We start from the raw sequence: 11,772 nt of genomic DNA, 5'->3' as shown, positions 1-11,772 counted from the left end.
TACCACGGACGTCATGAAGCCACAAACTCGCCAGGACCAGATTCTGGAATACCTGAAAGCCCATAATCTGGTCACCGTTGAGCAATTGGTCAGCGCTATCGATGCTTCTCCTGCCACCATCCGGCGCGATCTGATCAAGCTGGATGAGCAGGGGATCATCAATCGCAGCCATGGCGGCGTGGCCCTCAACCGTTTTATCCCTGCACAGCCCACCACTAACGAAAAGCAGTTGCGCAACCCGCAGGAGAAGCGGGCGATTGCCCTGTATGCGGCCACGATGGTTAAAGCCGGTGATGCAGTGGTGCTGGACGCAGGCACCACTATGCTAGAACTGGCGCGGCATTTGACCCACCTTCCGCTACGGGTGATCACCGCCGATCTGCATATCGCACTGTTTCTCTCAGGATTTAAACAGATTGAAGTGACCATTATTGGTGGCCGTATTGATGACAGCAGCCAGTCCTGCGTTGGCGATCATGGGCGCAGGTTGCTGCGAGGGATCTACCCGGATATTGCGTTTGTCAGCTGTAACTCGTGGAGTATTGAGAAAGGTATTACCACGCCCACCGAAGAGAAGGCGGGCCTGAAGCAGGATCTGATGGCCAATGCCCGCCAGCGGGTACTGTTGGCAGACAGCAGTAAATACGCTGCCTACTCGTTATTTTGTGTGGCGCCGCTTGGCAGCCTGACGGATATTGTCACCGACAAGGCGCTACCTACCACTGCACAGCAGCAGTTGGCAGATTTACCCGCAGGTTTGCACTTGGTGTAACTGACACAGGGCAACCTTGGCTGCCCTGTATCTCAACGTCACAGGTGCGGAATATTGCGCCCGTAGTAGATCTCCTGCATCTCTTTCCACAGCAGATCGGTGATCCTTTTCCGCTCCGCCTCGCTCAGTTCGTCCGGCCTGGCGTTGAACAGATAGTGCTTCAGATCGAAATCCTTCAGCAGCATCTTGGCGTGGAAGATGTTCTCCTGATACACATTGACATCCATCATGTGGTACAGCGCCTTCATATCCTCGGACATAAAGTTCTGGATCGAATTGATCTCATGATCGATGTAATGCTTCACGCCGGCGACATCACGGGTGAAACCGCGTACGCGATAGTCCATGGTGACGATATCGGATTCCAACTGGTGGATCAGATAGTTCAGCGCTTTGAGCGGTGAAATTACGCCGCAGGTAGAGACTTCAATATCGGCCCGGAAGGTACACAGGCCGCCTTCTGGGTGGCTTTCCGGATAGGTGTGAACGCAGATATGGCTTTTATCCAGATGTGCCACCACCGTCTTTGGCAGCGGCCCCGGGTGCTCAGAGGTATCCACGTCTTTCGGATCAACAGGCTCTTCACTCATCAGGATGGTGACGCTGGCGCCTTGCGGATCGTAGTCCTGGCGGGCGACGTTGAGAATATTGGCGCCAATGATCGAGCAGGTTTCACTGAGGATCTCGGTCAGGCGGTTGGCATTGTACTGTTCGTCAATGTAGGCGATATAGCCGTCGCGGTCGTCTGCGGTTTTGGCATAACAAATATCGTAAATACAAAAACTCAGGCTCTTGGTCAGGTTATTGAAGCCGTGCAGTTTGATCTTTTGCAATTAGATTTAGCCCCTATCTTCTCGCTTAACGTGAAACGTTCAGTGCATTGAGCAAATACTGCGGCAGGGCAAAGCTGCCAGCGTGAATTGCCGGATTGTAGTAGCGGCAGTCTAAGCCACTTTGATGAAAGCGTTGTTGCAGCGTGGTGACATCCAGCTGGCGCAAAGCCGGATTCTGGCTGGCCCAGGCAAAGGTCATGATGCCGCCGTAATAGGTTGGGATCGCCGCCTGATAGAAGCTGACGTCGTTAAAATACTGGCTGAGCTTGGTGTGGCTGTTGACCGCTTCGTCCTGCTGCAGGAAGCAGACGCCGTTCTGAGCTACGAAGATGCCACCCTCGTTGAGGCAGCGTGCGCAACCTTCATAGAACGCCGAGGTAAACAGGCTTTCACCGGGGCCGATCGGATCGGTACAGTCAGAAATAATCACGTCGAATTTTTCGTCGCTCTGGCTGACGAAATTGACGCCATCGTCGATCACCAGCTTGAAGCGGGGATCGTCATAGGCACCGGCGTTGTGATTCGGTAAGTATTGGCGGCAGAACTCCACCACGCCCGCGTCGATCTCAACCATGGTGATCTGTTCAACGCCCTGATGGCGGCAGACTTCACGCAGCATAGCACCGTCACCACCGCCGATAATCAGCACTTTCCTGGCCTGGCCATGGGCCAGCAGCGGCACGTGGGTCATCATTTCGTGATAGATAAACTCATCGCGTTCGGTAGTCTGTACCACGCCATCGAGAGCCATCACGCGGCCCAGCACCGGGTTTTCAAATATCACCAGATCCTGATGCTCGGTTTTCTCACGGTAAAGTACCTGCTCTACTGAGAAGTACTGGCCAAAGTTGGCATGCAGCGTTTCATACCAAATCTCTTTCTGGGTCATGTGCGGGTTACTCCGTAATAACAACCATGAAAAATGAGCGCAACATCATAAACCCTACGTGTGGCAAATTACAGCATTGTCGGCAGGGCAACAGATAGGCGATAGCAAACCCTGCCAGCTATCGTTGGCAAGGCTGAGAGAAAGCAGGGGAAGTTAGTTGGCGTAGGCCAGCAGGCTCAAGGAGTCGCGCGCCAGAGATTTGCACTTGTTGGGGGTAGGAATAGCAATGCCGCTGAGATCGCGGTAGCTGTCTTCACCCAGGGATTTCATATTAAAGCTATTATAGTTAGTCAAATCCCAACGGTTTTGCTGGGCGAAGTACACGATGGCGCGTTTGATTTGTGCGTTAGGCAAATCATTGTAGCCACAATCGTTTTTCAGATAGACAAACACCGCGGTCAGATCGGCAAGATCTTCCGCTTCGGATTCATTTAGCGCCAGGCTGGCATTGGAAAAGCCCAGCATAGTCAGCAATAGCATTAACAACGTTGTTTTTTTCATCATGAAATAGACCTGTTCAATATCTGCTGACGTTACCACACTTGGCTGTAAAGGCACCAAATTAATTATGTGGGCTTAACACTCCTTAATAGTAGCTCTTGACCTTCCACTAAGGGGAGGGTTTAGGCTGCGGATCTTAAGCTTTCGATCACTGAGAAAAGGGAACCAGCGATGTTACGCCGTGATTTTATCAAACTGACCGCCGCAATAGGTGCCGCAAGCGCCTTGCCATTATGGAGCCGTGCCGCCTTGGCGGCCGATCGTCCAGCCTTGCCGATCCCACCGATTTTGACGCCAGATGCGCAAGGAAAGATCGCATTGGCGCTGCAAACCGGTGAGATGAACTGGCTGCCTAACGTGGCTACCCGCACCTGGGGGATTAACGGTGCGTTGCTTGGCCCAGCGGTCCGTTTGCAACGGGGTAAGCCGGTGACGGTAGATATCAGTAATAAACTGCCAGAGGCCAGCACGGTGCACTGGCACGGTTTAGAGATCCCCGGTAATGTCGACGGTGGCCCGCAAGCCTTGATCCAACCTGGTACTACCCGCACGGTGAGTTTCACTGCCGATCAGCCAGCGTCTACCTGCTGGTTCCATCCCCATACGCATGGCAAAACCGGCGAGCAGGTGATGAAGGGGCTGGGGGGACTGGTGCTGTTGGAAGATGAAGAAAGCAGCCAGCTACCCTTGCCGAAGACCTGGGGAACCGACGATATTCCCGTGATCCTGCAAGATAAGCGCCTGGGCAAAGACGGTCAAATCGAATATCAATTGGACATCATGAGCGCGGCCGTGGGCTGGTTTGGTGACCGCATGTTCACCAACGGTGCCAGCTATCCGCAACACATCGCGCCACGCGGCTGGCTGCGTCTGCGTTTCCTGAACGGCTGTAACGCCCGCTCGCTTAACCTGTCCACCAGCGACAATCGGCCATTATACGTGATTGCCAGTGACGGTGGCTTCCTGGTCGAACCGGTTAAGCTGACCGAACTGTCGATGCTGATGGGGGAGCGCTTTGAAGTGCTGGTTGATGCCTCCGATGGCAAGCCGTTCGATATCGTTACCCTGCCGGTGAAGCAAATGGGTATGACGCTGGCTCCGTTCGATCAGCCGCTGCCGGTATTGCATATTCAGCCATCGCTGGCGCAGGGCGTGAAATCCATGCCGGACAGCCTGGTGAAATTGCCTGCGCTGCCATCGCTGGCCGGAGTGCAGGAACGCTGGTTGCAACTGATGATGGATCCTAAGCTGGATATGCTGGGGATGCAGGCTCTGATGGATCGCTATGGTCACCAGGCAATGGCCGGGATGAGCATGGATCACGGCAATGCCGCTGGCAACATGGCTGGTATGGATCATAGTAAGATGCAAGGCATGGATCAGGGCAACATGGCGGGAATGGACCATAGCAAAATGGATCATGGCAGCAAGCCGTTTGATTTCAGCCATGCCAATACCATCAACGGTAAAGCCTATGATATGCACAAGCCGGCGTTTGAAGCCAAGCGCGGTAAATACGAGAAATGGACCATTTCCGGCGAGGGCGACGTGATGATGCACCCGTTCCATATCCATGGCACCCAGTTCCGCATTCTGTCGGAAAACGGCAAGCCACCGGCGGCCCACCGGGCAGGCTGGAAAGATACGGTGCTGGTAGAAGGTTGGCGCAGCGAAGTGCTGGTGCGCTTCAATCATCTGGCTAGTGCCGATCAGGCTTATATGGCCCACTGCCACCTGCTGGAACATGAAGATACCGGCATGATGCTAGGCTTTACCGTAGCCGATTAAGTTATCCCAGACTGCGGCTTGTCACGCCGCAGTCTGTAAAGTGGTGACGCACTCGCGTCGCCACCGCCCGCCAGCTATGCTAAACTCTGCGCCCTTCTTCCGGCAACTGACCTGAAAACTATGAAACACACTGTAGAAGTAATGATTTCCGAGCAGGAAGTTAAGACCCGTATTGCTGAACTTGGCCGCCAGATCACCGAAGACTACCGCGATAGCGGCAGTGACATGGTGCTGGTCGGGTTGCTGCGTGGCTCTTTCATGTTTATGGCCGATCTGTGCCGCACCATTGAGGTGCCGCATGAGGTCGATTTTATGACCGCTTCCAGCTACGGCAGCGGCATGTCTACCACCCGTGACGTGAAAATCCTCAAAGATCTGGATGAAGACATCCGTAGTAAAGACGTATTGATCGTCGAAGACATCATCGATTCCGGCAACACTCTGAACAAGGTACGTGAGATCCTGGCGCTGCGTGGGCCGAAGTCTTTGGCGATTTGTACGCTGCTGGACAAGCCTGAGCGCCGTGAGGTTGAAGTGCCGGTGGAATATGTCGGCTTCCCGATCCCGGACGAGTTCGTGGTGGGTTATGGCATCGATTACGCCCAGCGTTATCGCCATCTGCCTTACATCGGCAAAGTGGTGATGCTGGACGAATAATCCGGCCGGGGTTCAGCAGGGCGCTGAACCCCGATCAGGCGCTAGAACAGGCCTTTCTCCTGTTTGAGTGTGGCTATCGCTTTGCGGTAGCCCATCTCCAGGCTCTCACGGCTGGTGGCGGTGACTTCCAGATCGTGCAGACGACCGTCCTGGATCCCGTACACCCACCCGTGGATCATCACTTTCTGGCCGCGTTTCCAGGCAGACTGCATGATGGTTGAGTGGCCCAGGTTATACACCTGTTCAATGACGTTGATCTCGCACAGCACATCCAGACGTTGTTCTGGTTCCAGCTCGCCGAGTAGGGAACTGTGTTTGTACCACAGATCGCGAATGTGCAGCAGCCAGTTGTTGATCAACCCCAGTTCCGGGTTCTCTACAGCCGCTTCTACCCCACCGCAGCCCAGGTGACCACAGATAATGATATGTTCCACCTCCAGCACGTCGACGGCATACTGCACCACTGACAGGCAGTTCAAATCGGTATGGATCACCAGATTGGCGACGTTACGGTGAACGAACAGCTCACCCGGCTCCAGGCCGGTCAGGCGTTCGGCAGGCACGCGGCTATCGGAGCAGCCGATCCACAAGAATCGCGGTTTTTGCGCTTGGGCCAAACGTTCAAAGAAGCCGGGATCTTCCTTGTTGATATTAGCGGACCAGGCTTGGTTGTTGGCGATAAGCCTTTCGATTTCTTGCATGGCGGTTATTGGCCTGTTATGAACGAATTGCGTTGATGTAATATATGGCAAGCGTCACAATTTGGAAATCGGAACAGTTAAGCAATTTTCTGCCCTCTGGAATTCGCACGGATTCAACTCGGTTATCGGGCCGCTGATGATAAACTCCCTCTTAGACAAGTTCGGCAGCCAACTCCATCAAAAGGTACTCTCATAACTTATGAATTATGCACTGGAAATAGCGCAGCTGACCAAAACCTATGCGGGTGGCGTCAAGGCATTGCGCGGTATCAATCTGAACGTGGAGGCGGGGGACTTTTATGCCCTGCTCGGGCCGAACGGCGCCGGGAAATCCACCACCATCGGCATTATCAGTTCACTGGTCAACAAGACGGCGGGCACGGTGCGAGTGTTTGGTTACGATATCGATAAGGATATCGTTAATGCCAAGCGCCAGCTCGGGCTGGTGCCGCAGGAATTCAACTTTAACCCGTTTGAAACCGTGCTGCAGATTGTGGTCAACCAGGCGGGATATTATGGCGTGGAACGCCGCGAGGCGATGGCGCGGGCAGAAAAGTACCTCAATCAGCTCGATCTTTGGGGTAAACGTAACGAGCGGGCGCGTATGCTGTCTGGCGGGATGAAACGCCGCCTGATGATTGCCCGTGCGCTGATGCATCAGCCCAAACTGCTGATCCTCGACGAACCGACAGCCGGGGTGGATATCGAGTTGCGTCGCTCGATGTGGGGCTTCCTCAAAGAGCTGAACGCCCAGGGCACCACCATTATCCTGACCACACACTATCTGGAGGAAGCAGAAATGCTGTGCCGCAATATCGGCATCATCCAGAACGGTGAGCTGGTAGAAAACACCTCGATGAAGGGGCTGTTGGCCAAGCTGAAGTCCGAAACCTTTATCCTCGATCTGGCGGCGAAAAGCCCATTGCCCCATCTTGAGGGTTACAACAGCCGTTTGACGGACACCTCCACGCTGGAAGTGGAAGTGATGCGTGAGCAAGGTCTGAACGGTCTGTTCACCCAACTGAGCGCGCAGGGGATCCAGGTCCTGAGTATGCGTAACAAGGCCAACCGGCTGGAAGAGCTGTTCGTCAACCTGGTGAACGGCAATGGAGAACAAGCATGATGCATTTGTATTGGGTGGCCTTGAAAAGCATCTGGGCCAAAGAGATCAACCGCTTCGCCCGCATCTGGATCCAGACGCTGGTACCGCCAGTGATCACCATGACCCTGTATTTCATCATCTTTGGCAACCTGATTGGGTCGCGTATTGGTGAGATGCACGGTTTTGATTATATGCAGTTTATCGTGCCGGGCCTGATCATGATGGCGGTGATTACCAACTCCTACGCCAACGTGGCGGCATCATTCTTTAGTGCCAAGTTCCAGCGCAATATTGAAGAGCTGCTGGTGGCACCGGTACCGACGCACGTGGTGATTGCCGGTTATGTTGGCGGTGGCGTGGCGCGTGGTATCTGTGTGGGGATCCTGGTGACGGTGATCTCGCTGTTCTTCGTTCCGCTGGTGGTCCATTCCTGGTGGGTGATCGCGGTGACGCTGTTGTTGACGGCGATCCTGTTCTCGCTAGGCGGTTTGCTTAATGCCGTCTTTGCCAACACCTTTGACGATATCAGCCTGATCCCGACCTTTGTGCTGACGCCGCTGACCTATCTGGGCGGGGTATTTTACTCGCTGACGCTGTTACCGCCGTTTTGGCAGGCGGTCTCCAAACTGAATCCGATCGTCTACATGATCAGCGGTTTCCGCTTCGGTTTCCTGGGCATTTCCGACGTGCCGTTAGCGCTGACCATGCTGGTGCTGGTGGCGTTCATTGTGGTGTTCTACGGGCTGGCCTGGTATCTGATTGAGCGTGGCCGCGGCTTGCGTTCCTGATGTCATTTCCCTCCTCCGTTGCCGGGGGAGGGAGTTTATTGATTTAGCACATACATCATCTAAATCTATAGAATTAAGGCAATAAGCCCTTTCTCCCGGCGATTTAAATCGTGCTATGCTGGCGCTCCACTTTTTCTTCATTTTTTCATGACGCACTCGTAAGCAGAACAAACCATGCAGCCTCAACATAAGATAGCAGCAGGGCTACTCGGCATTGTTATGTCGTTGTTGGCACCGGCGGCGTTGGCGGATTTACTGTCAGAAGACAGCGCTGTTCAAGCCCAATACATGGAAGTGCAGCGTAACAGCGAGGTTTATTCGTTGATCGGTGAGCATGTGATCCCGGTCGGTGAAGTGAAAAAAGGGCAATTGATCCAGATGTTCCCGGCGGATGCGGAATATTACGAGCTTAAGTTTGGCTACGGCACCGGCTTTATTGATAAAAACGACGTTCGCGCCATCAGCAAAACTCGTAAGGTGAAGGACGACCTGGGGGATCTGAACAAACCGCTGACCAATCAGAATCTGATCACCCAGCGCGCAATTAACGTCTACACGGCGGCGGATAACAAAAGTGAAATTTTTGGCGTACTGGAAGAGAACCTGCGCTATCCGATTATCGGCAAGCTGAAAGATCGGCTGAATAATACCTGGTACGAGGTCAATATCGGCGATCGTCTGGGATTTGTCAGTGAGTTGGACTGCGAAGTCGACAACGGCATTCCGGTGCTGACCTATCACCACCTGCTGAAAAATGAAGAGAACAAACGTTTCCGTAATACCTCAACCACCACCTCGGACGTGGCCTTCAGCAACCAGATGACCTATTTGAAGCAGACGGGTTATGACACCATCTCGATGTATCAGCTGGAAGCCTACCTGAATAATCAAATCAACCTGCCGGGCAAAGTGGTGGTGCTGACCTTTGATGACGGGTTGAAGTCGGTTTATCGCTATGCGTATCCGGTACTGAAGGATTACGGTTTCCGCGCTACGGCGTTTATCATTTCTTCACGTATTAAACGTCATCCGCAGAAATGGAACCCGGATTCGCTGCAGTTTATGAGCATTTCAGAGCTGAAAGCGATCCAGGATGTGTTTGATATCCAGTCACACACCCATTTCCTACATCGTACCGATGGCAACCGTCGGCCGATCCTGCTCAGCCGTTCACTGCACAATATCGAATTCGACTTTGAGCGTTCAAGACGGGCGTTAGAGCAGTTTAATCCGCATGTGCTGTACCTTTCCTATCCCTTTGGTGGTTATAACCAAAAGGCGATCCAGGCGGCAAAAGATGCCGGGCTGCATTTAGCCGTGACCACGGTGCAGGGGAAAGTGAAACCGGGTGATAATCCTTATACTTTAAAACGGCTGTATATCCTGCGTACCGATTCCATCCCCACCATGGCGGAGCGGATAGCCAACAAGTCAGGTGCGTTACCGGGCGTGACGGTAACAGAATAGAGAGAAGACGGGCGCTTAAAGCGCCCGATTTTTTAGGCAACCTGAACGGGGACGGCTTTCGCCTTGCGTTGCAAGTGGTTGTCACCTTCGAAGTAGGCGACTTTGGGGTGGTGTTGGCGGGCATCGGCATCGCTCATCTGCACGTAAGAACAGATGATCAGTTTGTCACCCACGCAGGCACAGCGGGCGGCCGCACCGTTGACCGAAATAATGCGCGAACCGCGTTCGGCGGCGATGGCATAGGTGGAGAAACGTTGGCCGTTATCCACGTTGTAAATATCGATCGCTTCATATTCCAGGATCCCGGCGGCTTCCAGAAAATCCTGGTCAATGGCGCAGGAGCCTTCGTAGTGCAAGTCAGCCTGAGTCACTTTCACCCGATGCAGCTTGCCTTGCAACATAGTACGTATCATAGCGTTACCTAACTGAATATCGGCCTTTTCAGGCGGCTGAAGAAGAACTGCTTCCTTGCACTATTTTTCGTCACCGAAAACCCGGCCAGTCTACCGCCAACCGGGTAAAAACGGCAACGACTGTACAACAAATGGCTTACTGCGTCAGATCGACTTGCTGATTATCGATCAGGCGGGCTTTACCCAACCAGGCGGCCATCAGCACCACGGCCCGGCGGGTTTCTACGCCCAGCGGTTGCAGCGTGTCTGCATCGCGAATAAACAGCTCGTCTGGGGTGAAACCTGCCTCGCGCAGCTTCTCGGCTGTCTGTGCCAGCAGCTCTTCGACGTGGCGTTCACCGTTGCCTAGCTGCTCCGCCAGGGCGTTCATGATTTTGCTCAACTGCGGCGCGACCTTGCGTTCTTCTGCGGTGAGATAACCGTTGCGAGAGCTTAGCGCCAGCCCGTCTTTGGCCCGCACCGTCGGCACACCAACGATATCAATGTCATAGCCCATATCCGCCACCATCTTGCGGATCAACGCCAACTGCTGATAATCCTTCTCGCCAAAGCAGGCCAGGTCCGGCTGGATCAGATTGAACAGTTTGCTGACGATGGTGGAGACTCCGCGGAAGTGGCCCGGGCGGCTGGCGCCTTCCAACATGGTGGAGATCACCGGTACATCAACGCTGGTGTGTTCTTCCAGCCCTTTGGGGTAAATTTCGGCCGGGGCAGGGGCGAAGATCAACTCGACATTACGCCGATTGAGCTTTTCACAGTCTTCCTGCAAGGTGCGCGGATAGCGCTCCAGATCGTCTGCGCGTTCGAACTGCAGCGGGTTAACGAAAATGCTCACTACCACCACGTCGGCACGGGCGCGGGCTTCTTCCACCAGCGTCATATGGCCTTCATGCAGATTGCCCATGGTGGGCACCAGCGCAACGCGTTTGCCCTCTTGCCGCCAGCGGCGGATCTGTTGGCGCAGTAGTGGCAGGGTTTCGATAATTACCATTCCATAACTCCTCGGTGTTGAGGGATAAGCTAGTTAGCTATCAATCGTGGCCGGTCACTCAGTTGAACGAGTGCGCTTCGTCGGGATAAATACCTTGCTCAACTTCCCGAATATACAGCTGCACGGCGCCGCGAATATCGCCGCCCTGTGCCAGAAAGTTTTTGGCAAATTTAGGGGTATGGCCGCCGGTGATCCCCAAGGCGTCATGCATTACCAGGATCTGGCCATCGGTAGCATTGCCGGCACCAATACCGATCACCGGGATCGACAAGGCTTCAGTAACCTGGCGGGCCAGTTCGGTCGGTACGCACTCCAGCACCAGCAACTGCATACCGGCCAGCTCCAGATTCTGGGCGTCGATCAGCAGTTGCTTGGCCGCTAACTCGTCGCGCCCCTGTACCTTGTAGCCGCCAAATACATTGACGGATTGTGGCGTGAGGCCAAGATGGCCGCAGACGGGGACGGCGCGCTCCGTGAGCATTTTCACCGTTTCGCAGAGCCAACTGCCGCCTTCTATTTTGACCATGTTGGCCCCGGCGCGCATCACCTCGGCCGCGCTTTGGCAGGCAAGCTCAGGCGTGGCGTAACTCATGAAAGGCAGGTCGGCCAACAGCAGGCTGGCTGGTGCCCCACGGCGTACCGCGCGGGTATGGTAAGCCACGTCGGCCACGGTTACCGGCAGCGTTGAGTCATGCCCTTGCAGCGTCATCCCCAGCGAGTCGCCGACCAGCAATACTTTAATACCTTGTTCTTCAAACAGCTGGGCAAAGCTGGCATCGTAGGCGGTAATAGTCGCAAACTTGCGCTGCTCCTGCTTCCACTGGCGTAAATGGCTCAGGGTGGTAGGTTTCATCACAACGTCTCCTGCAG

At 54.4% G+C, this 11,772-nt stretch carries 13 protein-coding genes; 6 read left to right on the top strand and 7 right to left on the bottom strand.

The genetic code is table 11. The features are described from left to right. Window positions 1–13 precede the first annotated feature (13 nt). On the top strand, window positions 14–772 hold the full coding sequence (locus KGP17_RS22120; protein ID WP_021806258.1) for a DeoR/GlpR family DNA-binding transcription regulator: 759 nt from the start codon (window positions 14–16) through the stop codon (window positions 770–772). 38 nt (window positions 773–810) lie between these two features. Here the strand turns inward: KGP17_RS22120 and speD are convergent, their stop codons facing one another. From speD to KGP17_RS22105, 3 genes are all read right to left on the bottom strand, one after another. Next, window positions 811–1,605, bottom strand: a complete 795-nt coding sequence (gene speD / locus KGP17_RS22115; protein ID WP_223498332.1) for an adenosylmethionine decarboxylase — start codon at window positions 1,603–1,605, stop codon at window positions 811–813. 25 nt (window positions 1,606–1,630) lie between these two features. Then, on the bottom strand, window positions 1,631–2,494 hold the full coding sequence (speE, locus tag KGP17_RS22110; protein ID WP_021806257.1) for a polyamine aminopropyltransferase: 864 nt from the start codon (window positions 2,492–2,494) through the stop codon (window positions 1,631–1,633). A 153-nt stretch (window positions 2,495–2,647) separates the two neighbouring features. Further along, on the bottom strand, window positions 2,648–2,995 hold the full coding sequence (locus KGP17_RS22105; protein WP_037375824.1) for a YacC family pilotin-like protein: 348 nt from the start codon (window positions 2,993–2,995) through the stop codon (window positions 2,648–2,650). Between the two features lie 171 nt (window positions 2,996–3,166). Here KGP17_RS22105 and cueO point away from each other — a divergent pair, with 171 nt between their 5' ends. Further along, window positions 3,167–4,783 carry a multicopper oxidase CueO gene (gene cueO, locus KGP17_RS22100; protein ID WP_223498331.1) on the top strand — a complete coding sequence of 539 codons (1,617 nt, stop codon included), beginning with the start codon at window positions 3,167–3,169 and terminating at the stop codon, window positions 4,781–4,783. Between the two features lie 120 nt (window positions 4,784–4,903). Further along, entirely contained in the window at window positions 4,904–5,440 is a 537-nt protein-coding gene (gene hpt / locus KGP17_RS22095) for a hypoxanthine phosphoribosyltransferase (protein WP_223498330.1), read from the top strand. 41 nt (window positions 5,441–5,481) lie between these two features. Here the strand turns inward: hpt and can are convergent, their stop codons facing one another. After that, complete coding sequence (gene can / locus KGP17_RS22090) at window positions 5,482–6,141, bottom strand: carbonate dehydratase (RefSeq protein ID WP_024484342.1); 660 nt, start codon at window positions 6,139–6,141, stop codon at window positions 5,482–5,484. 199 nt (window positions 6,142–6,340) lie between these two features. Between can and KGP17_RS22085 the strand changes: the two genes are divergently transcribed. From KGP17_RS22085 to KGP17_RS22075, 3 genes are all read left to right on the top strand, one after another. Then, entirely contained in the window at window positions 6,341–7,264 is a 924-nt protein-coding gene (locus KGP17_RS22085) for an ABC transporter ATP-binding protein (protein WP_021806255.1), read from the top strand. Then, on the top strand, window positions 7,261–8,031 hold the full coding sequence (locus KGP17_RS22080; protein WP_021179732.1) for an ABC transporter permease: 771 nt from the start codon (window positions 7,261–7,263) through the stop codon (window positions 8,029–8,031). The genes KGP17_RS22085 and KGP17_RS22080 overlap by 4 nt, the downstream gene beginning before the upstream one ends. Window positions 8,032–8,205: 174 nt before the next feature. Continuing rightward, window positions 8,206–9,498, top strand: coding sequence for a polysaccharide deacetylase family protein (locus KGP17_RS22075; RefSeq protein WP_021806254.1), 1,293 nt, complete (start codon window positions 8,206–8,208; stop codon window positions 9,496–9,498). Between the two features lie 32 nt (window positions 9,499–9,530). Here the strand turns inward: KGP17_RS22075 and panD are convergent, their stop codons facing one another. From panD to panB, 3 genes are all read right to left on the bottom strand, one after another. Continuing rightward, window positions 9,531–9,911 (bottom strand): aspartate 1-decarboxylase, encoded by a 381-nt coding sequence (panD, locus tag KGP17_RS22070; protein ID WP_024484346.1) that lies wholly within the window; start codon window positions 9,909–9,911, stop codon window positions 9,531–9,533. A 136-nt stretch (window positions 9,912–10,047) separates the two neighbouring features. Beyond that, window positions 10,048–10,902: a pantoate--beta-alanine ligase gene (gene panC / locus KGP17_RS22065; protein ID WP_223498329.1), complete on the bottom strand. Its 855-nt coding sequence runs from the start codon at window positions 10,900–10,902 to the stop codon at window positions 10,048–10,050. 58 nt (window positions 10,903–10,960) lie between these two features. Continuing rightward, a complete protein-coding gene (gene panB, locus KGP17_RS22060; protein WP_021806252.1) occupies window positions 10,961–11,755 on the bottom strand; it encodes a 3-methyl-2-oxobutanoate hydroxymethyltransferase in 795 nt (264 codons plus the stop codon). Between the last annotated feature and the right edge of the window lie 17 nt (window positions 11,756–11,772).

Source organism: Serratia sp. JSRIV001, from assembly GCF_019968745.1.
GTDB lineage: Bacteria > Pseudomonadota > Gammaproteobacteria > Enterobacterales > Enterobacteriaceae > Chania > Chania fonticola_B.
Note: the sequence above shows the minus strand (reverse complement) of the source record. Positions and strands in the feature narration are given on the sequence as shown.

Excerpts from the sequence above, each read along its gene's own strand:
- can (WP_024484342.1), bottom strand. The coding sequence starts at position 6,141 with ATGCAAGAAATCGAAAGGCTTATCGCCAACAACCAAGCCTGGTCCGCT.
- cueO (WP_223498331.1), top strand. The coding sequence starts at position 3,167 with ATGTTACGCCGTGATTTTATCAAACTGACCGCCGCAATAGGTGCCGCA.
- KGP17_RS22105 (WP_037375824.1), bottom strand. The coding sequence starts at position 2,995 with ATGAAAAAAACAACGTTGTTAATGCTATTGCTGACTATGCTGGGCTTT.
- hpt (WP_223498330.1), top strand. The coding sequence starts at position 4,904 with ATGAAACACACTGTAGAAGTAATGATTTCCGAGCAGGAAGTTAAGACC.
- panD (WP_024484346.1), bottom strand. The coding sequence starts at position 9,911 with ATGATACGTACTATGTTGCAAGGCAAGCTGCATCGGGTGAAAGTGACT.
- KGP17_RS22075 (WP_021806254.1), top strand. The coding sequence starts at position 8,206 with ATGCAGCCTCAACATAAGATAGCAGCAGGGCTACTCGGCATTGTTATG.
- speE (WP_021806257.1), bottom strand. The coding sequence starts at position 2,494 with ATGACCCAGAAAGAGATTTGGTATGAAACGCTGCATGCCAACTTTGGC.
- panB (WP_021806252.1), bottom strand. The coding sequence starts at position 11,755 with ATGAAACCTACCACCCTGAGCCATTTACGCCAGTGGAAGCAGGAGCAG.
- KGP17_RS22085 (WP_021806255.1), top strand. The coding sequence starts at position 6,341 with ATGAATTATGCACTGGAAATAGCGCAGCTGACCAAAACCTATGCGGGT.
- KGP17_RS22120 (WP_021806258.1), top strand. The coding sequence starts at position 14 with ATGAAGCCACAAACTCGCCAGGACCAGATTCTGGAATACCTGAAAGCC.
- panC (WP_223498329.1), bottom strand. The coding sequence starts at position 10,902 with ATGGTAATTATCGAAACCCTGCCACTACTGCGCCAACAGATCCGCCGC.
- KGP17_RS22080 (WP_021179732.1), top strand. The coding sequence starts at position 7,261 with ATGATGCATTTGTATTGGGTGGCCTTGAAAAGCATCTGGGCCAAAGAG.